Source organism: Flavivirga spongiicola, assembly GCF_030540825.1.
Lineage (GTDB): Bacteria > Bacteroidota > Bacteroidia > Flavobacteriales > Flavobacteriaceae > Flavivirga > Flavivirga spongiicola.
Genome location: NZ_JAUOEO010000001.1, coordinates 3,224,974 through 3,247,006 on the forward strand (window position 1 = coordinate 3,224,974; position 22,033 = coordinate 3,247,006).

Genomic DNA, 22,033 nt, shown 5'->3' on the forward strand with positions numbered 1-22,033 from the left:
AACAAATATGACTATGAAGAAAACAATTTATATACTTTTAGTAAGCATTTTTACAGCGGCATTAGTTAGTGCTCAAGAATTAACTTGGCATACAGATATGAGTAAAGCATCAGAATTTGCCGTTAAAGAAAAAAAACCACTGTTAATGTTTTTTACAGGGTCAGATTGGTGTGGCTGGTGTATACGTTTACAAAAAGAAGTCTTTCAAACTAACGAGTTTAAAAAATGGGCGCTTGAAAATGTCGTACTTGTTGAATTAGATTTTCCAAAAAGGACACCTCAAGATGATAGTATTAGAACTCAAAATAGGCAATTGCAAAGTATGTTTAAGGTAAGAGGGTACCCTACCATATGGTTTGTTAATCCAGAAATTAATTCTGAAAAACAAATAAATTTAAGAAGCCTTGGAAGTACAGGGTATGTGGCTGGAGGTCCAACTAAATGGATAGGCAAAGCGGCATCAATGTTGTAGCTGAAAGTAAAAAAACTTAAAACATTATGAAAAAGATATGGTTATTATTAGCTGTTTTTGTAACAGTTTTTACAAATGCGCAGGAGATTAATTGGGTGACTTTTGAAGAAGCTTTAGCACTTCAAAAGAAAGCACCTAAAAAAATTATGATGGATGTTTATACCAATTGGTGTGGACCATGTAAGATCTTAGACAAAAACACATTTCATAATAAAGATGTTGTAGATTATGTTAATGAAAACTATTATGCTGTAAAATTTAATGCAGAGGGTAATGAGCAGGTTAATTATAAAGAAAAAATATTTTCGAACCCTAATTATAATCCAGCGAATGCTAATAGACGAAATTCTGCGCATGAGTTGTCCCGTTATTTTCAAATACAGGCATATCCAACTATTGTGTTTTTAGATGAAAAAGGAGATGTGATAGCCCCAATTAAAGGGTATCAAACGCCTCCGCAATTAGAATTATATTTAAAAATGTTTAGAGAAGACAAACATAAAGAAATAGATACTCAAGAAAAGTTTAATGTTTACTATAAAGCATTTAAGCCAGAGTTTAAAGGTTGAAAAAGAACTTCCTGAAATGATGAAAATATTCCCAGGGCGTCAGGAATCTCCTCAAAAAAATCAATACTCAATAATAAAAGCTCCCTTTTTACTGGTTTGGTGAAAAGGGAGTTCTCTTTTTTTACAAATAATTTCCCATTTTTCCATATAAGATTTGTAATTGCTTCCATCGGCAATAACGTATTTTGGTTTTATAGAATCAATCAATCTATTCAAATTTATTTTTGGTGATTGCCTTAGTAATAGATAATCTGGTTCAAAGGATTTAATATTGTAAACCCCCAGACTATCAATAACCAAAAACCTTTTATTGTTAAGAAGATAAACCGACTGTAACGAGTCTTTTTCAATAATATTAATATGATTACCAACCGCATAATCTCTTACGATATTGTTTTTTGTTTTCGGTAAGGTATCAAAATCATGGGCTACTATCATTTTGTTATGCGTTATATTTCCAATAAGACTATGCTTGTTTTTGTGAAAAATGATAAAGGCATTTGTTTGGATATTATAATTGGTGTAAATAACGATACTTTGAAAAATCACAATAGTAATTAATAAGTATTTGAGATTATAATAATGCCACTTTTTAAGAAGTTTTATGAGATAAATAATGGAGAGATAAGAAGCCAAAGCATACAAAAGATCAAAGGGAATATCTTTTATTAAAAATAATTCTTGTCTTGAAATCCAAGCAATAAAATCATTCATTAAGCCAATAATATGCCCATAAATAGTAGCTATAAACTGTGGCAGTAAATTTAAAACAGCTAAAAGAATGATGAGTATTCCAAGACCTAAAATAAATCCCAAAAAAGGAATGATTACCAAATTAGATATAAAAAACAAACTTGGAAATTGATGAAAATAATAAAGACTTATCGGAATGATTCCTAATTGAGCAGAAAGTGTAACAGTGAATGTATGCCAATAAAAATCGATGATTTTAGATTTTGGTTTCCATCGTTTATATATAACAGGATCCACAATAACAATGGCAAAAACAGCTAAATAACTTAATTGAAAACCGACATCAAATAAAAACATGGGCTTAAAAAGCAATATGGTGAATATCGATATGGCTAAAGTGTTATATATATTAGTTGGTCTTTTTAGGTTTATAGCAATCGCAACTATACTAAACATAGTGACAGCTCTGGTAACTGATGCCGATAACCCAGCAATAAGAGCAAAGCACCATAAAATAACTACCAGCAGAAACGTTTTTATAAGTTTTCCATGTTTAAAGCTTTCAATAGGTTTGAGTACGAAGCTTAAAATAATTAATATTATACCCACATGTAAGCCAGATACGGCCAGAATGTGTATAGCACCTGCATTTGTATAATTAGAGTAAATAGTTTTACTAATGTCTTGTCGTTGGCCTAATAATAGAGCATTAATTATGGCAAGTTCGTCTGGTTTGAAAAGGTGAGATTTTAATTTTAAGTTGATATATTCACGAATGTTACTAGCTAATCCTAAGAGAGAATGTGTTTTCGAACTTACTTTTAAAAGTGATCGATTAGAAATAAATAATTGCTGGTAAATATATTTTTTCTCTAGATAGGTTTTGTAATTAAATTGATGAGGATTTAATGGTTGATTTAAATCTTTGAAGACTGTTTTACTTATAAAAATATCATCAATTTTTAAAGCAATTTGTGTTGAACCTTTTTCAATATTTAAAAGAGATTTTCCTTTTACCTTGCTTCCATCAATTTCTAAAAGGTCTATAACGTATTTGTCATAGAAATTTCCAGATTTTAAAACGTCTCTAATTCTAAACGTCATCGTTTTTAAAGAGTCATTTTTTATTGAAACCTGATTTGTATAATGATTAGAATAGTTTTTTTCGTTATGAAGATTTGTGGTTAATATACCAATGCTAATCATCATTAAAAAAGAGGACAAACCAAACCAACTGGTTTTAATGAATTGCCTTTTTGCGATGAGGTAAAACACTAATAAGATGACAAAAAGGGAAGCTGTTAAGTATAAAGAGACATTCAAAGGAATGCTAAACAAAGTACTAATAGCAATACCTATAATGAAGTAAGTCGTTAATTTAATGATAGTAAAATTCAATAATTGCATAAGTATGCAATATATGAAATATCTTACAAAATTCTACGCGCTTCAACAAACGCTGATTTCCAATAGTTTTCAGAAAGTTTAGAAACAATAACCCCTTTTCTGGTTGTTGCATGTATAAAAGAAATATCACCAGTTTTAGATTTTATAATCAAACCGACATGATTAATACGATGTCTCCTGTTTTTACTAGTTTTAAAGAAAAGTAAATCGCCTTCTTGTGTTTTTTTTAGTGGAATTTTATGACCTTTTTTAGCCATATCTCTAGATATTCTGGGTAATATGACATCATAGGCTCTAAAAGACTCAAAAACTAGCCCGGAACAATCCATTCCTGATTTTGTGGTACCTCCCCATTTGTAGCGAACCCCTTTAAATTGTTTCGAGTAGTCAACAATATTTTCAGCTTTAGATACTTTTTTTGAAGATTTAGCCTTGTAATTAGCTGTTTCTTTTTTGCTTTTTTTAGAGATGATTGTTGTAGAAGTTTGCTTTTTACTTCTAGCTCGCTTTGAGGATTTGCAGCTAGTGAAGCTTACAATTATCAAAAGAATAAAGATTGTTCTTTTCATGTATTTTAAAGTAGGTTTGGGTTACTAGTTGTAAATTTATAATAAAATTAGATACAAATGTTTTTCTTCGGGCTTTGTTTTTTGGTCTTCGGCCTTCCGTCTTTGATTTTCGTTCTCCCGTCTCCCGTCTTCAGGCCTAACAGTATAGCCGTCTTACACCTTTATCCCATCATAAATCAACTTAGCAGTTTTTTCACTGGCCCCCTTGCCGCCTAAAGTTTGTTCCAATTCATAATACTCTAAAAATAATTTGTGGCGAGTATCAGGATTTAAAATTTTGTCTAGTTCTTGCTTAAGTCTTTTTTTATTGAAATCATTTTGAATAAGTTCAGTAATCACTTCTTTGTCCATGACTAAATTAACTAACGAAATAAACTTTAAAGTGATGATTCTTTTTGCTATTTGATAAGAAAGCGCACTTCCTTTATAACAAACTACTTGAGGTACTTTAAACAAAGCCGTTTCTAAAGTTGCCGTTCCAGATGTAACCAACGCAGCAGTTGAAAGACTTAACAAATCATATGTTTTATTGGAAATGAATTTAACATCGTATGATTTTATAAAAGTTTCATAAAAGCTATAGTCTTGACTTGGTGCTCCAGCAATTACAAACTGATAATTTGGATAAAGGTCAACCAGGCTTAACATAACTGAAAGCATTTTTATTATTTCTTGTTTTCGGCTTCCTGGTAATAATGCAATAATTGGTTTGTCTCCCAAGTTATGAGCTTCTCTAAATGTAAATTCATCAATCTGCTCACGATCTGTAATAGCATCAATTAATGGATGTCCAACAAACGTGGCATCATAATCATACTTTTTGTAAAAAGGTTTTACAAAAGGTAGAATAACATACATAGCGTCAATATCACGTTTAATAGCCTTTACTCTACCAGCTCTTGATGCCCAAACTTGAGGGGAAACATAATAATTAGTTCTAAAATGGTGTTGTTTTGCCCATTTGGCTATGCGTAAATTAAAACCGGAGTTATCAATAAAAACAACAACATCAGGATTAAAGGTTTTAATATCGCTTTTACAAAACGAAATAAGTTTAAAAATTTTAAAGAGGTTCATGATAACTTCGGTAAAACCCATGAACGCACGTTCTTTATAGTGTTTTACTAAAGTACCACCGGCGGCTTGCATAAGATCACCACCCCAAAACCTAATGTCGGCGTTAACATCTTCTTTTAGTAAAGCTTTTATTAGGTTAGAACCATGTAAATCACCTGAAGCTTCTCCTGCTAAAATGTAATATTTCATTTTTTTATTGTAAGGTCGAGCGCAGTCGAGACCTTTCTCTTAAATATACCTCTCGACTGCACTCGAGGTGACAAAATGTCGAACTCATTTAAAGTTTATGAATTATAGCGAAAATTAGTCATTTTTATATAGATTAAAGACTTTTTTAATTGCATAGCATCGCTACGGAATTAAAAAAGTCAAAATAATAGGTGAAAAGGGCCATTTTTTAGCCAATTGAAAAACTTTAAATGAGTTCTTTATTAAAAAAGTTTAAATACGAATGTGAAAACAGCAATAAAAACAGTAATCAATAAAACACCTCTGGCTCTATAATCTTGTTTTTTTCTTATAAAAATAAAGAAAGCTATTAAATTTAAAATAGCACCTAAGCTTATTAGTTTTCCTAAAAAGCCTTCATTTGCAGCCGCCTGAATAACTGTTACAAAATCATCTCCATTTCCTAAAAGAGTTGCCGAAAAAAATAAGCCAATAGCATTAGCTATTAAGCCCACAAATATTCCAATAAAAATATCTTTTTTAATCATTTAAATTCCATGTATTTAAATTTTTAATAAATTTATGTGCTGTTAAATCAAATTGTACGGGTACTAGAGAAACATAACCTTGTTCTAAAGCCCACTCATCTGTATCTTCACCTCCATCTAAATTAACAAATTTCCCAGAAAGCCAATAGTAGTCTTTTCCTTGTGGGTTTTTACGTTTGTCAAATTCTTCTACCCAATTTGCTTTTGCCTGTCTACAGATTTTAATACCTTTTATGGCATTTTTTAAAATATTAGGGATATTGACATTTAGTACAATACCGTTTGGTAAACTATTATTTAAAATCTGTTCGGTAATCGTTTTTACATAATCTTTCGATGCCTCAAAATTAGCATTCCAAGTATAATCAAGTAAAGAAAAACCAACTGCAGGAATACCTTCAATACCAGCTTCAATGGCAGCACTCATAGTGCCAGAATAAATAACATTTATAGACGAATTAGAGCCGTGATTAATACCAGAAACACAAAGGTCTGGTTTTCGATCTAACAATTCTCTAATAGCAAGCTTTACACAATCAGCAGGTGTTCCAGAACAACTGTATTCAATTTGTGGACCATCGTCCATATAAACGCGCTCAGCATAAAGTGTCGAGTCTAAAGTGATAGCATGTCCCATACCACTTTGAGGACTGTCAGGAGCAACAACCACAACCTCGCCAATGGCATTCATGATAGAAATTAATGCTCTAATTCCGGGCGCATTTATGCCGTCGTCGTTTGTAACTAGTATAAGAGGTCTTTCTGTCATTTAATGCTTTTATGGCATCGCTAAAATACATAATTTCACCAGTAAACTGTTAATTTCTTTAGTTTAACGAAAAATTAGTGTCATTTCTACATAATGGCATAGTTTTTTCTTTATTTTAGTGAAAATATATTTTGCTTTTAATGAAGTAATTAAACAATGATAGATGAAAAAAAATATGAAAAGGAACTATAAAATTTTGTCGCTTTTATTATTATTAGCTTTTGGATCATGCAGTTTTACCACGAAAAAATTCAGTAACCCAGATAAAGATAAATTACTAATTCAAATTATAACATTTGTTTTAGAGCAGGGTCACTTTGATCCTATAGCTATGAATGACGAATTTTCTGCCGAATTGTTTTCAGATTATATAGAAATTCTAGATCCGGTAAAACGTTATTTCTATGAATCTGATTATAGGGATTTTGAAAAGTATAAATATTTTCTTGATAATCAACTTAAAGCTACAGAGATTACATTCTTTAATGTCGTAAACGAACGCATGCTAAAGCGTATAGAAGAAGCAAAGGGAATTTATAAAGAAGTTTTATCAGAGCCTTTTGATTATTCAATAGATGAAGTATTTGACACAGATTATGATAATAGTTCGTTTGCAAAAAATAAAAAAGAAATGAAGGAGCGTTGGAGGAAACAACTTAAGTTCTCAACGCTTTCTAATTACGACGATTTAATTACACAAGAAAAATTAGCAAAAGAAAAAGATGGATCTTATGTCATGAAGACGGAAAGCCAAATTGAAAAAGAAGCTCGTGAAGCCACTTTAAAATCTATCGATATCTATTTTAATGATAATGTTGAAGATTTACAACGTGAAGATTGGTTCGCTATTTATGTTAATACCATTGTAGAAGAGTTCGATCCACACACCTATTATTTGGCACCTAGAGGTAAAGAAGATTTTGACCAACGTATGTCCGGTAAACTAGAAGGTATCGGAGCCAGGTTGCAAAAAAGGATGGATTACATAAAAATAGTAGGGCTTATTTCTGGAGGTCCGGCTTGGAGAAGTAATGAACTTGAAGTTGAAGATGTTATTTTAAAAGTAAAGCAGGAAGATGAAGAATTTCCTGTGAATATTGTAGGTATGCGTATAAACGATGCCATAAAATATATAAAAGGTCCAAAAGGAACTAAAGTGACATTAACTGTGAAAAAAGTAGACGGAAGTGTTAAGGATATTGTAATCACAAGAGATGTTGTAGAATTAGTTGAAACTTTTGCTAAATCTTCAATAGTAAACAAAGGCAACAAAAAATTTGGAGTGATTAATTTACCTGCTTTTTATGTAGATTTTAAAGATTATAAAAATATAAATGCTGCCAAAGATGTAAAAAATGAAATCGAACGTTTAAAATCTGAAGGAATGGAAGGTTTAGTTTTAGATTTACGTAACAATGGAGGTGGTTCATTGCCAGCGGTTGTAGATATGGCCGGTTTATTTATAAAAGAAGGTCCTGTGGTGCAAGTGCGTTCTACTGGTGAAGCTAAAGAGGTTTTAAAAGATATGGACAAGTCTATTACTTGGGATGGTCCTCTGGTTATTTTGGTTAATGAAATATCAGCATCTGCTTCCGAAATTATGGCTGCTGCCATGCAAGATTATAAGCGTGCTATCATTATAGGAAGTAAACAAACCTATGGAAAAGGAACCGTTCAAAATGTTATTAACTTAAATAACATGCTTAGAAATAATACTAGTGGAGATTTAGGAGCCTTAGCTTTAACAACCCAAAAATATTATAGAATTAATGGAGGTTCAGTGCAACTTGAAGGCGTTAAAAGTGATGTAAAAGTACCGGGGCGTTTTAGTTTTATTGATGTTGGTGAAAAAGATAAAGAAAACCCACTGCCATGGGATGAAATTGATGCTGCGGAATATACGCCTTGGGAATATTATTTTGATTACAATGAAACTGTAAAAAGGAGTAAAGAGCGTATGGTAAATAATGAACAATTAAAGCTTATTGAGGAAAATGCTAAATGGGTAAAGACTAAAATTGATGATAGAATTTTTTCATTAAATTATAAAACATATAGAGCGCAGTTAGATCTAAATGAAGAAGAGGCTAAAAAATTTGATGCCATAGCCGAGTACCAAACAAATTTAACTTTCCAATCTCATAGTTATGAGAAATCACTTTTTAAAGATGATACAACAGACTTGAAAGAAAAGCGCGTACGTTGGCACAAGAGTTTGAGTCAGGATGTTTATATTGAAGAAGCGCTTAATGTGTTAGAAGATTTAAAAATGTCGTACCCTATTAAAAAAGTAGCGTCTACAGTAAGAAAATAAGTTTATTTATGAGTCATAAATCAAGCTCATTAAAACAATTAGCGCTCCAAAAGTTTAAAAAGAACTTTTGGGGCGTTTTTAGTTTTTGCTTTATTGTATTTGTTGGTTTGGTATCTGTATTTGCTTATGTTTTTGCACCCGATGATTCGCAGTTTGCTAACCAAATGCACTTATCAATCCACTCTAAAAAGCCCGGTTTTAAAGTTGAAATGTTGACGATTCCGTCTCAATTAGAAACCAATCAAAGTTGGGCAAATAAAATTTTCTTTGGAAAGAAAAATACCGATACCGAGATTCCCATTTCAGAATATTCAATTAAAGAAGGTTTGCTGATGTACAAAGAATATGCCTCTGATGGATTAGAAGGGGTTGAAAAAACAATTTCATTAAATGCCTTTCCGAATAATAAAGTGGATCATTATATAAAAGAAAAATCCTTTCTTTTTGGTACAGATAAATATGGAAGAGATTTATTAAGTCGTGTATTGGTAGGTGCTAGAATATCTTTTTTTATAGGGTTTGTAGCGGTTTTTATTTCGCTGCTCATAGGTGTTTTTATGGGGAGTATAGCGGGTTATTTTGGAGGAAAAGTAGATGCGGTTATTATGTGGATTATTAACGTCACATGGTCTATTCCAACTTTACTGCTCGTTATTGCTATTACCTTAGCTTTAGGAAAAGGTTTTTGGCAAGTATTCATAGCAGTTGGACTTACCATGTGGGTCGAGGTGGCTAGAATTGTACGCGGACAAATAATTAGTGCTAAAGAAATGCAATATGTAACAGCTGCAAGAGCTTTGGGGTTTAATGATTTTAGAATTATTACCAAGCACATTTTACCCAATATTATGGCACCGGTTATTGTTATTTCGGCAGCTAATTTTGCAGGTGCTATTTTAATAGAAAGCGGACTTAGTTTTTTAGGTATTGGAGCGCAACCGCCTATGGCAAGTTGGGGAGCCATGATTAAAGACCACTACAATTATATTATACTGGGTAAGCCTTATTTGGCCATTATACCGGGGCTTTGTATTATGAGTTTGGTTATGGCGTTTATGCTTATTGGTAATGCGCTTAGGGATGCTTTGGATGTTAAAGGGTAATACAATAATTGTTGTTGTTCATGCAAAATATTTGAAAAAGCTAAAATCCAAAGGTAGTTACGCATCTAGTTTTTGTGCTTTTTAAGAAGTTGTATCTATTACTTTGTAAATGAGTTTATATAATACAGGGTAATGATAAACGACTATTATGCGTCTTTAATCTGTAAAAGAACGTAAGGTTTATTTAATAAAAATTAAAGCTCTTTAATTTTTATATTTTTCCAACTTAGTTTAACATTTCCACCACTATGAATTTGTAAAGCTATGCCCCCTTCTCCTTTACCTATTTTTTCATCATCTAGAGAAATCATTTTTGTGCCATTAAGCCACGAAGTTAATTTTGAGCCTTTGACTATAATTTTCATTGTATTCCATTCGCCTTCTTTAAGTACGTTTTCTTTTTCGGCTTCAGGTTTTATTAACCATCCGCGCCCATAAGATTCGTATACGCCGCCAGTGTGCTTTCCTTTTGGAGCTACTTCTACCTGCCAACCTTTTATTTTTGTGCCATTAAGGGTCGATCTAATAAAGACACCGCTATTGCCGTTACTCCATTGTTTAAATTCTAAGGTTAAAATAAAGTCTTTATAATGCTTTTTTGTGCCTAAATAGCCATAAGCTTTATCTTTTCCGCTTTCACACACCAAATCACCATTTTCAACATACCATTTTTCTGTGCCATAAACTTTCCATCCGTCTAAATTTTTTCCATTAAATAATGAAGTGTTTTGAGCATGAGAATTAACTGTTACTATAAAGCCAATTACAGCTATAATTAATTTTTTTTTCATGAGACTTACTCTTTTAATAATATTTAAATATTGCAATAATGTTGTTTAGCTTAAAAGCTCAGGGGAAGTTATTAATTTTTTTGATAAAGGTGTGTGAAGAATAACTTTAATTTAAATCCATGTTTATGTTTAATTCATGGATGTATTCTAAAATGTCTTTTTTGCCAATGCTTTTCGATGAAGAGGTAATAAAATAATTAGGCATGTCTTCCCAGGTTTCTAAAAGAATAGCTTTATAGGCTTCTACATGATTATCGATCGCTTTTGGTTTTAGCTTATCTGCTTTAGTAAAAATAATAGAAAACGGGATGCCGTTTTCTCCCAGCCACTGCATAAATTCGAGATCTATAGGCTGAGGATTATGTCTAATATCCACTAAAACAAAAGCAGTAACAAGTTGCTCTCTCAAACCAAAATACTGCGTTATAAATTTTTGAAATATTTTTTTAGAACTTTTAGAGACACGTGCATATCCATAGCCCGGTAAATCTACCAAATGCCAGTTTTTATTAATTAAAAAGTGGTTTATTAGTTGTGTTTTTCCGGGTCTGCCAGACGTTTTTGCTAAACTTTTTCGACTGGTTAACATATTAATAAGCGATGATTTACCAACATTACTTCTACCTATAAAGGCATATTCCGGTAGCATGCTTTTAGGACATTTAGCAACATCAGAATTACTCATTATAAATTCGGCAGATTTAATCTTCATATTTATATTCCCTAGAAGTCGGGAATCTTATTAATTGAACTTCGTATTTCGGGTTTCTATTTTACCTCTTTCTTTGGAGGAGCGAAACTGACTTTTTTAGTTTCGGGTAAGGCTTTAAAAACCTTTTTTGTTTAGCCACTCGTCAAGGATGGTATTGAATTCATCAGGATGTTCCATCATAGCGGCATGTCCACACTTATCTATCCAAAATAGATCAGAATCTGGTAGCAATTCGTTAAATTCTTCAGCAACTTCCGGAGGTGTTACAGTATCATTCTTGCCCCAAATAATACAGGTTGGTATTTTCATATTGGGTAAGTCTTTAGCCATATTGTGCCTTATGGCACTCTTTGCAATGGCCAGTGTTTTTATAAGTTTATTACGATCGTTTACAGTTTCGTAAACCTCATCAACAATTTCTTTAGTAGCTACTTCAGGGTCATAAAAAACATCTTGCGCCTTCTTTTTAATAACTTCATAATCACTTCGTTTCGTGTAGCCACCGCCCATAGCGCTTTCGTAAAGTCCCGAACTTCCAGTAATAATAAGAGCTTTTACTTTTTCAGGATAAAGTTTAGTATGGTATAAGCCTATGTGGCCACCAAGGGAATTTCCTAGTAAAATGACTTCATTAAACCCTTTAAATTCGATAAAATCATGTAGATACTTAGCAAAGCTTTTTACATTGGTTTTTAGCAAAGACATGGTGTATACGGGTAATTCCGGAATAATGATTTTATAGCCTTTTGTGCTAAAAAAATCTGAGACAGCATTGAAATTACTTAGCCCCCCCATAAGGCCGTGTAACACCACAATTGGTGTGCCTTCTCCAGCTTCAATATAGCTGTATTCTTTTTCCTTTTTTAAACGATACATCATTGTTTGTTGGTCACTGCATTAAAAACAAATATAGTTAATTCATTCATATTTTAACTATATAAATTATTTGATAAAAATAATACTTTCTGTAAAGGAGTGTTGATAAAATATATGTTATTAAATTTTTGTCTTTAACATCTTGATAGTAAGTGTTAAGTGTTTTTTTTTAAGCAAAAACCGTGTTTAATCTTCATTTAATCGAAAATTTATTAACAAAGTGGTATAAAGTGGTAAAATGTGGTATATTTTTCAATATATTTGAAAATCAAACGTTAAAATTTCAACAAAACCGTTTTGGACTTAATAACAGGGACATACGATTGCAAAGTAGATGCTAAGGGAAGATTGATGATGCCTGCTGCTTTAAAAAAGCAGTTGTCTTCTATTTTGCCTGATGGTTTTGTGTTGCGTCGCTCTGTGTTTCAAAAGTGCTTGGAGTTGTATCCAATGGGTGAGTGGCAAATTTTAATGCAAAAAATGAATAAGCTTAATAAGTTTAAAAAGAAAAACAATGATTTTATTCGCAGGTTTACTGCGGGGGCAAAAATGGTTGAAGTTGATGTTAATGGACGTTTGTTGATTCCAAAAGACTTAACGGTGTTTGCTAGTATTTCGAAAAACATAGTCGTGGCCTCGGCTATAAATATTATCGAAATTTGGGATAAAGATTTATATGAGCAAGCTATTGATGATGCGGCAATTGATTTCGCCGATTTAGCTGAAGAAGTAATGGGACAAGACGACGACGACCATGGAATATCATAACCCTGTACTGTTAAAAGAAACCGTTGACGGTTTAAATATTAAAGCTGATGGCGTGTATGTGGATGTGACATTTGGAGGAGGTGGTCATAGTAAAGAAATATTAAGTAGACTTGGTGAAAAGGGTAAGTTGTTTGCTTTTGATCAGGATGAAGATGCTCTTGAAAATGACATTGAAGATGCTCGATTTACATTGATTCATGAGAATTTTAGATATATAAAACGGTTTTTGCGCTTTCATGGTGTAAAACAAGTTGATGGGATTTTGGCGGACTTTGGGGTGTCTTCGCATCAGTTTGATGTCGCAGAACGAGGGTTTTCTACACGTTTTGAAGCAGATTTGGATATGCGGATGAATCAGCAAAATGAACTATCTGCTTTTCATGTGGTAAATAAATATGAAGAAGCGCAATTAAAACAGGTGTTTTTGCAATATGGAGAATTGCGTGCAGCGCCGGCTATGGCAAGATTAATTGTTGAACATAGAAATACAGCCCCTATAATAACGAGTGAGCAGTTAAAAAGTGTATTGAGGAAGTTTTTGCCACCACGACATGAAAATAAAGTGTTGGCTCAAATTTATCAAGCGATTCGGATAGAGGTGAATCAGGAGATTGAGGTTTTAAAAGAGTTTTTAGAGCAGACGCCGGAAGTTTTGTTTAAAGGAGGGAGGCTAAGTTTTATATCCTATCACTCACTGGAAGATAGATTGGTGAAACGTTTTATTAGAAATGGCATGTTTGAGGGAGAGCCTGAACGAGATATGTTTGGGAATTTTGAAGTGCCATTAAAAAAAGTGAATGGTTTGATTGTTCCTTCTAAAGAAGAGGTAAGTATTAATAGCAGAGCTAGAAGTGCAAAGTTGCGGATTGCAGAAAAACTTTGAAAATTATAAATAAGAACAATTGAGTTCTCTCCTTTGGAGAGATGTCTCAAAGAGACAGAGAGGAATGAAAAAAAATATCTATAACATATTAAAAGGGACTTTCTTAGTTAGTGATGACTCTTTTAAAAATTGGAGGTTCATCCTTTTTATTTCTGTTTTGGCAATTATAATGATTGCTAGTTCTCATAGTGCTGATAAAAAAGTATATGAAATTGGCCGATTAAAAAATGAAGTCAAGGAAATGCGTTCTGCTTTTGTGGATGGGCGTTCCAAACTTATGAGGCTTAAAATGGAGTCGGCAGTTATTAATAAAATGAAAGAAAAAGGCTTGTCACCCTCGGTGATTCCGCCTAAAAAGATAAAAGTTAAATCTCGAAAATAAAGTGAGTTCTTGGCAGTAAACGAAAAAGGCATATTAAACCGATTGTATTTTATAGCAGGATGTATGTTCGTCTTCGGGCTAGCTGTGATGTTTAAATTGTTAAGCATTCAGTTTTTGCAAGGAGATAAGTATCGTGCTCTAGTTGATAAAAGAGATATTCAGGATATTACAATACCTGCAAACAGAGGTAATGTATATGCTAATGATGGTAGTTTGCTGGCAACATCCATTCCGAAATACAATATTGCTATAGATGCTGTAACATCTCAGAATAAAACCTTTGAGGAATTTATAAAGCCATTGTGTGATTCCCTTTCTGGTTATTTGGGAAAATCTTCAAGCTACTATGAGAAGGAAATAAGGAAAGCAAGAGTAAATAAGAATCAATATTACTTGTTAGTAAAAAATATTAATTACACAGACTATGTCCGGTTTAGGAATTTCCCACTTTTAAAGCGAGGTGCTATTTCTGGTGGATTAATTGTTGAGCAAAAAACGAAACGTGAGTTTCCTATGGGGAGTATTGCAAGACGTACGATAGGGTATGAGCATTTTGATGATGAAGGCAATGTAACAAGACCGGGTATTGATGGTGCTTTCGGGTTAAAATACTTAAGAGGAACTGACGGGTTAAGAAAAAAACAGAAAATAGGTAATGGTAAGTGGAAGCCAATGACCGATCATAATCAGGTAGAGCCAAAAGACGGTTATGATGTGTATACCACTATCGATGTTAATATTCAGGATATTGCACATCATGCACTTTTAAAACAGTTGGAGCTATATAAGGCTGAACACGGTTGCGTGGTCGTTATGGAAGTAAAAACTGGGGAGATTAGAGCTATTTCAAATTTGGGTAGAACTAGTAAGGGAAAGTATTACGAAAAACTAAATTATGCTGTAGGAGAGAGCCATGAGCCAGGTTCTACATTTAAGGTGATGGCATTTATGGCAGCTTTAGAGGATGCCGTTATTGATACTTCTACAATTGTTGATACCCAAAAAGGCAGAAAACGGTTTTATGGTAGATATATACATGATTCTCATTATGGGGGATATGGGAAAATTTCGGCAGCTCGTGCGTTAGAGGTTTCCTCAAATATCGGTTTGGCTACTATGATAGATAAGCATTATTCTGATAATCCTAAAAAATTTATAAACAAGCTTAAAGAATGGAAGTTGAATAAGCCTTTAGGTGTTTCAATTATAGGTGAAGGACAACCGGATATTCCCGAGCCAGGTGATAAAAAATGGAGTAGAAATGCACTTCCTTCAATGGCATATGGTTACAATTTAGAATTAACACCGCTACAAACTTTGGCTTTTTACAACGCTATTGCTAATGATGGAGAGCTTATCAAACCAAGGTTTTTAAAAGCTGTAAAAGAATTTGATAAAGAAATTGAGACTTTCGATAAAGAAGTGATTAAGAAGAGGATTTGTTCAGATGAAACTTTAAATAAGGTACGTGAAGTTCTAAAAAATATTGTAGTTCGAGGAACGGGAGAGAAATTATATTCTAAAAATTTCTCAATGGCAGGAAAAACAGGGACAGCAAGAACCGAATATTGGATGAAAGATTGGGAGGAGGATAAAAGATATATATCTTCTTTTTCAGGATATTTTCCAGTAGAAAACCCTAAATATTCATGCATTGTGGTTATTCATAAACCAAGTACAGAGGTCGGTTTTTATGGAGCTGATGTCTCGGGGCCTGTATTTAAAAGAGTAGCACAAAAGATATATACAGATACACCAATGATAGATGAAGTAGGGGCATTAGATGTTAAAGTAGTTTCTGTAGATAAAGAGTATGAGTCCTTTTATCAAACGGCAAGAACTTATAAAACAATCATGCCAAATGTCATTGGTTTACCGGCAATGGATGCTTTGGCACTTCTAGAGAATATGGACGTGGAAATAAAGGTGAAGCTTAATGGAAATGGTGTTATAAAAGAGCAATCTGTTAATAAAAATAAGAAATTAAAAAATAATCAAACAGTAGTTTTAAAAGCCTCATGATGGTATTAAAAGACATATTGTATAGGGTAACTATTAATGCTGTGGTGGGTAGCACTGGTATTGGTATCAATGCTGTTGATTTTGATTCTCGAAAAATTAGTGACGGCCATTTGTTTGTTGCTATTCGGGGACATATTGCTGATGGGCATCATTTTATTGATGTCGCTATAAAGAATGGAGCTCTTGGGGTAGTATGTGAAGTATTACCGGAAAATTTAATTGATGGTATTACTTATGTAGAGGTTGATAATTCTAGCAGAGCTTTAGCTATTATAGGAGCTAATTATTATGGGGCACCATCTGAAAATTTAAAACTTGTTGGTGTTACAGGGACCAATGGGAAAACTACAGTGGCAAGTTTGTTATATCAGTTATTTAAAAAAGCAGGTTATAAAGTTGGGTTGCTGTCAACTGTTAAAATAATGGTTGATAATACGGAGTATGAAGCAACACATACCACACCAGATTCATTAACTATAAATAGGTATTTAAAGGCCATGAATGATGTGGGGGTTGAATTTTGTTTTATGGAGGTAAGCTCTCATGGGATTCACCAATGTAGAACGGAAGGCTTGCATTTTGAAGGAGGCATCTTTACCAATTTATCTCACGATCACTTAGATTACCATAATACGTTTGCTGAATATAGAGATGTTAAGAAGGTGTTTTTTGACGGGCTTTCAGAGAAAGCTTTTGCATTGGTGAATGTAGATGATAAAAATGGGCTTGTTATGTTGCAAAATACGAAGGCTCGAAAGTTTACTTACGCTTTAAAAGGGTATGCGGATTATAAAGCTCAAATTTTAGAAAACCAATTTAGTGGTTTATTGCTTAAGGTAAACGATAGTGAGGTTTGGACGCGGCTTATTGGTGATTTTAATGCATACAACGTTCTGGCTATTTACGCTACTGCGGAATTATTAGGTCTGGAAAAAGTTGAGGTATTACGCTTGGTAAGTGAATTGGATAATGTAAGCGGGCGATTTCAGTATTTAATTTCTGATGAAAAAATTACTGCTATTATAGATTATGCACATACCCCTGACGCTTTAAAGAATGTATTGGAAACTATTAATAGTATTCGAACTAAAAATGAAGAATTAATAACAGTCGTAGGTTGCGGAGGTGATAGAGATAAAACCAAGCGTCCAAAAATGGGGAATATAGCTTCAGCTTTAAGCACTAAAGTCATTTTTACAAGCGATAATCCACGTAGTGAAGTCCCGGAAGATATTCTTAACGATATTGAAAAAGGCGTGGAACCCCTGAACTATAAAAAAACACTAACAATTGTCGATAGAAAGCAAGCTATAAAAACAGCTTGTCAGTTAGCCCGACCTAATGATATTATTTTAATAGCGGGAAAAGGTCATGAAACATACCAAGAAATTAAAGGCAAACGCTTTGATTTTGATGATTATAAAATAGTAAAGGAATTTTTAAAGCAAATACAAAAATAAATGTCATTCTGAGCGCAGTCGAAGAATCTCAATATAAATAAAGATGTTATACTATCTATTTGATTATTTAGAAAAACAGTTTCAATTTCCTGGAGCATCACTTTTTGGTTTTTTAACCTTCAGAGCTGCTTTGGCAATGATTTTGTCGTTGCTTATTTCAACAATATATGGAAAACGAATTATACGTTTTTTGCAAAAGCAACAGGTAGGTGAAACTATTAGAGATTTAGGGTTAGAAGGGCAGCAAGAAAAAGCGGGAACACCAACCATGGGTGGTATTATTATTATTCTAGCAACATTAATTCCTGTGTTGTTATTGTCTAAACTAGAGAATATTTATATCATTTTGCTAATAGTAACGACACTTTGGATGGGTGTTATCGGTTTTATTGATGATTATATTAAAAAGTTTAAAAATGATAAAGAAGGGCTAAAAGGGCGCTTTAAAATTCTTGGACAGGTGGGGTTAGGTATTATTGTCGGTGCTACTTTGTTTTTTCATTCAGATGTTACTATAAAGGAAAAACTCCCCATTGAAGTCCAACAAGAAATGTTGACAGCAGATGCAGATATAGCACCATCAAAACTTTTTAAAGAAGAAGTAAAGTCAACTAAAACAACGATTCCTTTTGTGAAAGGAAATGAGTTTGATTATGCTGGTCTAGTTACATGGATAAGCCCAGACTTAGAAAAATATGCTTGGATCATATTTATTCTATTATCAATTTTAATAATAACTGCGGTTTCTAATGGTGCAAACCTTACGGATGGTATTGATGGATTAGCAGCAGGTACATCTGCAATAATAGTACTCACTTTAGGAATATTTGCATGGGTTTCTGGTAATATCATTTTTTCAGATTATCTCAACATCATGTATATCCCAAGAGTAGAAGAAATTACTATTTATATCGCAGCTTTTGTTGGGGCGTTAATAGGGTTTTTATGGTATAACACATTTCCGGCTCAGGTTTTTATGGGTGATACAGGAAGTTTAACGATTGGAGGTATTATCGCAGTTATAGCCATTGCGGTTCGTAAAGAATGGTTAATTCCATTGCTATGCGGCATTTTTTTAGCGGAAAACGTATCGGTAATTATGCAAGTGAGTTGGTTTAAATATACCAAGAAGAAATATGGAGTAGGGCGTCGCATTTTTAAAATGTCACCGTTACACCACCACTATCAAAAAATAGGATATCACGAAAGTAAAATTGTAACCCGATTTTGGATTGTGGGTATCCTGTTAGCTATTGTTTCAATTGTAACATTGAAAATTAGATAAATTCCTACGGAGGCAGGAATCTCATTATCGTGAAAAAAGAGAAATAGAGTTAAAGGAAGTGAAAAAAGAGATTTATATAAAAACAATTAATAAAAGCAGAGAGGTAAGTCCTTACTCTTTGGGGAAGGATTTAGGGTGGGGCGTTTAGTCATATTAGGAGGTGGAGAGAGCGGTGTAGGTACAGCGCTTTTGGGAAAAGAAAAAGGATATCATGTTTTTGTTTCTGATAAAGGAGCCATTAAAGAAAAATATAAACAAGTTCTTATACATAATGAGATTGAATGGGAAGATGAAAAACATTCTGAAGAGAAAATTCTGAATGCAGATATGATCATGAAGAGTCCTGGGATTCCTGATAAAGTGCCTTTGGTAAAACAGATTCGTGAAAAAGGAATATTAGTAGTGTCCGAAATTGAGTTTGCATCAAAGTTTACTAATGCCACTATTGTAGGAATTACTGGAAGCAATGGTAAAACAACGACAGCCTCTTTGGCGCATCATATTTTAAAACAAGAATTAAATGTGGGCTTAGCGGGCAATATCGGAGATAGTTTTGCTAAACAGGTTTTGGAAGAAGGTTTTGAAAATTACGTGTTAGAAATTAGCAGTTTTCAATTAGATGATATCGTCGATTTTAAGCCACATATAGCAGTAATTACAAATATTACGCCTGATCATTTGAATAGATATGATTATCAATTTGAAAAGTATATCGCTTCAAAATTCAGAATAGCTGTAAATCAAACAAAAGATGATTATTTGATTTACGATGCCGATGATGACGTTATTACAAGTCATCTAAAAAATAATCCAGTTCAATCTACATTACTGCCATTTTCATTAACAAAAAGAATTGAAAATGGCGCGTATTTAGATGATAATAATATTAAAATAACAATAAACAACAACCAAATAATTATGCCAACAAAAAGCTTAACATTAGAAGGGAAACACAATATAAAAAATGCGATGGCTGCGTCAACAGTCTCCCATTTGCTAAAGATTAGAAAACAAACTATAAGAGAGAGTTTAGAGAATTTTCAAGGTGTTGAACATCGTTTAGAACAGGTTTTAAAGATTAATAAAGTTCAATATATAAACGATTCTAAAGCGACTAATGTGAATGCTACATATTATGCTCTAGAAAGTATGGATACGCCTACTGTTTGGATTGTTGGAGGAGAAGATAAAGGGAATAACTATGAAGAACTATTCTCTTTTGTAAACGAAAAAGTAAAAGCTATTATTTGTTTGGGTGTCGATAACGAAAAACTGATGAAAACGTTTGGAGGTATGGTTGATGTTATAGTTGAAACACAATTTATGAGTGAAGCTGTAAAGATAGCTTATAAAATGACTGAAGCAGGAGATAGTGTTTTATTGTCGCCGGCATGTGCAAGTTTTGATTTGTTTCAAAATTATGAAGATAGAGGACGTCAATTTAAAAACGCAGTAAGAAATTTATAATCATTTCATATCTGCGAAAGCAGAAACCTATAAATAATATGAATATTAATTAAATAACAATTTCTTCCCTTTGGGAAGATGTCCGAAAGGACAGATGGGATGCAAACAATATTTAAAAACATAAAAGGAGATCGGTTAATTTGGGCAATAGTGACGTTGTTGGCTATAGCCTCATTTTTGCCTGTTTATAGTGCTGCTAGTGATTTAGCATACGATAAGTATAATGGAAATACATTTATCTCATTTGTAAAGCATTTTATGCATTTGTTTTTAGGATTTGCTATCATGTATGGTGTTCATAAAATTCCATATAGATATTTTAAAGGTTTGTCTTTAGTGATGATTCCAATAGTTTTAGTGTTGTTGGTTATTACTATGTTGCAAGGAACGGTCATGGGAGGTGCCAGTGCTAGCAGATGGATTAAAATACCTATTGTTGGTATGTCTTTTCAAACATCAACTTTTGCCTCAGTGGTGCTTATGGTTTATGTGGCTCGATATATGTCAAAAATTAAAGATATTAATGTCACATTAAAGAAATCTATCTTACCGCTTTGGGTGCCTGTTTTCTTTGTGTTGGCTCTAATCTTACCGTCAAACTTTTCGACAGCAGCTATTATGTTTTTAATGGTTCTGTTTTTGGTTTTTTTAGGAGGGTATCCCGTTCGTTATTTAGGAGTTATACTAGGTTCGGGTTTGGTAGCATTAGTGTTTTTTGTCATGTTTGCTAAATTAACGACAGGGCCATTGCATGTTAAAGTGACTACTTGGGAAAATAGAATTAAAAACTATTCAAATAGTGAGGATACTGAAGCCGATTATCAAATAGAAAAAGCAAAAGTAGCGATAGCATCTGGTAGGATTTTTGGTGTTGGTCCGGGTAAAAGTATTCAAAAACATGCCTTGCCGCAGTCATCATCGGATTTTATTTTTGCGATTATTATAGAAGAGTATGGTTTAATAGGGGGTTTTGTAATCATGATTCTTTATATGTGGTTGTTGTTTAGAATTGTTATTGTATCTCAAAAATCTGATACCATATTTGGTAAACTTTTAGTGCTTGGTGTTGGCTTGCCAATAGTATTTCAAGCATTGATTAATATGGCTGTGGCTGTAGAATTATTTCCAGTAACGGGTCAAACATTGCCATTAGTGAGTAGTGGAGGAACCTCAATATGGATGACTTGTTTGGCTGTAGGCATTATTCTAAGCGTGAGTGCCAAAAGAGAGGAAATTAAAGAACAAGAATTTAAAGAAGATAATCCGTTAGAAATTTTATCGGAAACTATCTGATTTTAGATATACGATTTTTGAATTACGATTTGTGAAATGAAACAAATATTAAAAAATAGAACTAGAAAATATGCAGCGGATTGTTGGAGTTTATGCACGAAATTTCCAGTTTCAAGAGAGTATAATGCATTTTGTAATCAATTAATTAGGTGTTTAAGTTCAGTTGGAGCGAATTATAGAGCAGCATGTAGAGCAAAATCAGATGCAGATTTTATAAATAAATTAAAGATTGTAGAAGAAGAAGCCGATGAAAGTATGTATTTCTTAGAGTTATTGTTAGAAGTAGCTGATAAAGAACATTCTGAAATAAAAAGGTTGCATGCAGAAGGCAATGAATTGTTGTCAATCATAGTAGCATCTATTAAAACTATGCGTAATCGTAAATCGTAAATAGGTAAGTCGTAA

General features: G+C 33.0%; 21 protein-coding genes. 13 read left to right on the plus strand and 8 right to left on the minus strand.

Translation table 11 applies throughout. From position 1 onward, the window contains the following. Positions 1–13: 13 nt before the first annotated feature. Positions 14–472: a thioredoxin family protein gene (locus tag Q4Q47_RS12925; RefSeq protein ID WP_303307070.1), complete on the plus strand. Its 459-nt coding sequence runs from the start codon at positions 14–16 to the stop codon at positions 470–472. 26 nt (positions 473–498) lie between these two features. Then, positions 499–1,041: a thioredoxin family protein gene (locus Q4Q47_RS12930; RefSeq protein ID WP_303307071.1), complete on the plus strand. Its 543-nt coding sequence runs from the start codon at positions 499–501 to the stop codon at positions 1,039–1,041. A gap of 60 nt (positions 1,042–1,101) precedes the next feature. Here Q4Q47_RS12930 and Q4Q47_RS12935 read toward each other — a convergent pair whose 3' ends face one another. The 5 genes from Q4Q47_RS12935 to surE form a co-directional block, all read right to left on the minus strand. Then, positions 1,102–3,141, minus strand: coding sequence for a ComEC/Rec2 family competence protein (locus tag Q4Q47_RS12935; RefSeq protein ID WP_303307072.1), 2,040 nt, complete (start codon positions 3,139–3,141; stop codon positions 1,102–1,104). Positions 3,142–3,164: 23 nt separating this feature from the next. Further along, positions 3,165–3,710 carry a C40 family peptidase gene (locus Q4Q47_RS12940; protein WP_303307073.1) on the minus strand — a complete coding sequence of 182 codons (546 nt, stop codon included), beginning with the start codon at positions 3,708–3,710 and terminating at the stop codon, positions 3,165–3,167. Between the two features lie 153 nt (positions 3,711–3,863). Beyond that, complete coding sequence (gene lpxB, locus Q4Q47_RS12945) at positions 3,864–4,976, minus strand: lipid-A-disaccharide synthase (protein WP_303307074.1); 1,113 nt, start codon at positions 4,974–4,976, stop codon at positions 3,864–3,866. 242 nt (positions 4,977–5,218) lie between these two features. Beyond that, positions 5,219–5,503 carry a hypothetical protein gene (locus Q4Q47_RS12950; RefSeq protein ID WP_303307075.1) on the minus strand — a complete coding sequence of 95 codons (285 nt, stop codon included), beginning with the start codon at positions 5,501–5,503 and terminating at the stop codon, positions 5,219–5,221. Next, entirely contained in the window at positions 5,496–6,272 is a 777-nt protein-coding gene (surE, locus tag Q4Q47_RS12955) for a 5'/3'-nucleotidase SurE (RefSeq protein WP_303307076.1), read from the minus strand. Before surE ends, Q4Q47_RS12950 begins: the two co-directional genes overlap by 8 nt. Before the next feature lie 175 nt (positions 6,273–6,447). Here surE and Q4Q47_RS12960 point away from each other — a divergent pair, with 175 nt between their 5' ends. Then, on the plus strand, positions 6,448–8,586 hold the full coding sequence (locus Q4Q47_RS12960; protein ID WP_303308471.1) for a carboxy terminal-processing peptidase: 2,139 nt from the start codon (positions 6,448–6,450) through the stop codon (positions 8,584–8,586). An 8-nt stretch (positions 8,587–8,594) separates the two neighbouring features. Further along, positions 8,595–9,689: an ABC transporter permease gene (locus Q4Q47_RS12965; protein WP_303307077.1), complete on the plus strand. Its 1,095-nt coding sequence runs from the start codon at positions 8,595–8,597 to the stop codon at positions 9,687–9,689. A gap of 194 nt (positions 9,690–9,883) precedes the next feature. Here the strand turns inward: Q4Q47_RS12965 and Q4Q47_RS12970 are convergent, their stop codons facing one another. The 3 genes from Q4Q47_RS12970 to Q4Q47_RS12980 form a co-directional block, all read right to left on the minus strand. Beyond that, on the minus strand, positions 9,884–10,480 hold the full coding sequence (locus Q4Q47_RS12970) for a 3-keto-disaccharide hydrolase (protein ID WP_303307078.1): 597 nt from the start codon (positions 10,478–10,480) through the stop codon (positions 9,884–9,886). Positions 10,481–10,586: 106 nt separating this feature from the next. Beyond that, complete coding sequence (gene yihA, locus Q4Q47_RS12975) at positions 10,587–11,192, minus strand: ribosome biogenesis GTP-binding protein YihA/YsxC (RefSeq protein WP_303307079.1); 606 nt, start codon at positions 11,190–11,192, stop codon at positions 10,587–10,589. Positions 11,193–11,306: 114 nt separating this feature from the next. Beyond that, the gene (locus Q4Q47_RS12980) at positions 11,307–12,071 is read right to left on the minus strand and encodes an alpha/beta fold hydrolase (RefSeq protein ID WP_303307080.1); all 765 of its coding nucleotides are present in this window, start codon (positions 12,069–12,071) and stop codon (positions 11,307–11,309) included. A gap of 294 nt (positions 12,072–12,365) precedes the next feature. Here Q4Q47_RS12980 and mraZ point away from each other — a divergent pair, with 294 nt between their 5' ends. The 9 genes from mraZ to Q4Q47_RS13025 all read left to right on the plus strand — a co-directional run bounded on the left by mraZ (position 12,366) and on the right by Q4Q47_RS13025 (position 22,018). After that, a complete protein-coding gene (gene mraZ, locus Q4Q47_RS12985) occupies positions 12,366–12,836 on the plus strand; it encodes a division/cell wall cluster transcriptional repressor MraZ (RefSeq protein WP_303307081.1) in 471 nt (156 codons plus the stop codon). Next, positions 12,823–13,719 carry a 16S rRNA (cytosine(1402)-N(4))-methyltransferase RsmH gene (gene rsmH / locus Q4Q47_RS12990; RefSeq protein WP_303307082.1) on the plus strand — a complete coding sequence of 299 codons (897 nt, stop codon included), beginning with the start codon at positions 12,823–12,825 and terminating at the stop codon, positions 13,717–13,719. The genes mraZ and rsmH overlap by 14 nt, the downstream gene beginning before the upstream one ends. 64 nt (positions 13,720–13,783) lie before the next feature. Continuing rightward, positions 13,784–14,101, plus strand: a complete 318-nt coding sequence (locus Q4Q47_RS12995; RefSeq protein WP_303307083.1) for an FtsL-like putative cell division protein — start codon at positions 13,784–13,786, stop codon at positions 14,099–14,101. 63 nt (positions 14,102–14,164) lie between these two features. Then, positions 14,165–16,123 carry a penicillin-binding transpeptidase domain-containing protein gene (locus tag Q4Q47_RS13000; RefSeq protein ID WP_303308472.1) on the plus strand — a complete coding sequence of 653 codons (1,959 nt, stop codon included), beginning with the start codon at positions 14,165–14,167 and terminating at the stop codon, positions 16,121–16,123. Then, positions 16,120–17,583, plus strand: a complete 1,464-nt coding sequence (locus Q4Q47_RS13005; RefSeq protein ID WP_303307084.1) for a UDP-N-acetylmuramoyl-L-alanyl-D-glutamate--2,6-diaminopimelate ligase — start codon at positions 16,120–16,122, stop codon at positions 17,581–17,583. Before Q4Q47_RS13000 ends, Q4Q47_RS13005 begins: the two co-directional genes overlap by 4 nt. Positions 17,584–17,626: 43 nt before the next feature. After that, the gene (gene mraY, locus Q4Q47_RS13010; RefSeq protein WP_303307085.1) at positions 17,627–18,868 is read left to right on the plus strand and encodes a phospho-N-acetylmuramoyl-pentapeptide-transferase; all 1,242 of its coding nucleotides are present in this window, start codon (positions 17,627–17,629) and stop codon (positions 18,866–18,868) included. A gap of 135 nt (positions 18,869–19,003) precedes the next feature. After that, a complete protein-coding gene (gene murD, locus Q4Q47_RS13015) occupies positions 19,004–20,335 on the plus strand; it encodes a UDP-N-acetylmuramoyl-L-alanine--D-glutamate ligase (RefSeq protein WP_303307086.1) in 1,332 nt (443 codons plus the stop codon). A gap of 99 nt (positions 20,336–20,434) precedes the next feature. Next, positions 20,435–21,628 (plus strand): FtsW/RodA/SpoVE family cell cycle protein, encoded by a 1,194-nt coding sequence (locus Q4Q47_RS13020; RefSeq protein ID WP_303307087.1) that lies wholly within the window; start codon positions 20,435–20,437, stop codon positions 21,626–21,628. A gap of 36 nt (positions 21,629–21,664) precedes the next feature. Beyond that, entirely contained in the window at positions 21,665–22,018 is a 354-nt protein-coding gene (locus Q4Q47_RS13025) for a four helix bundle protein (RefSeq protein WP_303307088.1), read from the plus strand. The last annotated feature ends 15 nt before the right edge of the window (positions 22,019–22,033 follow it).

Coding starts and splice junctions, on each gene's coding strand:
- lpxB (WP_303307074.1), bottom strand. CDS start 4,976: ATGAAATATTACATTTTAGCAGGAGAAGCTTCAGGTGATTTACATGGT.
- Q4Q47_RS12960 (WP_303308471.1), top strand. CDS start 6,448: ATGAAAAGGAACTATAAAATTTTGTCGCTTTTATTATTATTAGCTTTT.
- Q4Q47_RS12935 (WP_303307072.1), bottom strand. CDS start 3,141: ATGCAATTATTGAATTTTACTATCATTAAATTAACGACTTACTTCATT.
- Q4Q47_RS12925 (WP_303307070.1), top strand. CDS start 14: ATGAAGAAAACAATTTATATACTTTTAGTAAGCATTTTTACAGCGGCA.
- Q4Q47_RS12995 (WP_303307083.1), top strand. CDS start 13,784: ATGAAAAAAAATATCTATAACATATTAAAAGGGACTTTCTTAGTTAGT.
- surE (WP_303307076.1), bottom strand. CDS start 6,272: ATGACAGAAAGACCTCTTATACTAGTTACAAACGACGACGGCATAAAT.
- Q4Q47_RS12930 (WP_303307071.1), top strand. CDS start 499: ATGAAAAAGATATGGTTATTATTAGCTGTTTTTGTAACAGTTTTTACA.
- Q4Q47_RS12965 (WP_303307077.1), top strand. CDS start 8,595: ATGAGTCATAAATCAAGCTCATTAAAACAATTAGCGCTCCAAAAGTTT.
- Q4Q47_RS13000 (WP_303308472.1), top strand. CDS start 14,165: ATGTTCGTCTTCGGGCTAGCTGTGATGTTTAAATTGTTAAGCATTCAG.
- Q4Q47_RS13020 (WP_303307087.1), top strand. CDS start 20,435: ATGCAAACAATATTTAAAAACATAAAAGGAGATCGGTTAATTTGGGCA.
- Q4Q47_RS12940 (WP_303307073.1), bottom strand. CDS start 3,710: ATGAAAAGAACAATCTTTATTCTTTTGATAATTGTAAGCTTCACTAGC.
- Q4Q47_RS13025 (WP_303307088.1), top strand. CDS start 21,665: ATGAAACAAATATTAAAAAATAGAACTAGAAAATATGCAGCGGATTGT.
- rsmH (WP_303307082.1), top strand. CDS start 12,823: ATGGAATATCATAACCCTGTACTGTTAAAAGAAACCGTTGACGGTTTA.
- Q4Q47_RS12950 (WP_303307075.1), bottom strand. CDS start 5,503: ATGATTAAAAAAGATATTTTTATTGGAATATTTGTGGGCTTAATAGCT.
- Q4Q47_RS13005 (WP_303307084.1), top strand. CDS start 16,120: ATGATGGTATTAAAAGACATATTGTATAGGGTAACTATTAATGCTGTG.
- Q4Q47_RS12980 (WP_303307080.1), bottom strand. CDS start 12,071: ATGATGTATCGTTTAAAAAAGGAAAAAGAATACAGCTATATTGAAGCT.
- Q4Q47_RS12970 (WP_303307078.1), bottom strand. CDS start 10,480: ATGAAAAAAAAATTAATTATAGCTGTAATTGGCTTTATAGTAACAGTT.
- mraY (WP_303307085.1), top strand. CDS start 17,627: ATGTTATACTATCTATTTGATTATTTAGAAAAACAGTTTCAATTTCCT.
- yihA (WP_303307079.1), bottom strand. CDS start 11,192: ATGAAGATTAAATCTGCCGAATTTATAATGAGTAATTCTGATGTTGCT.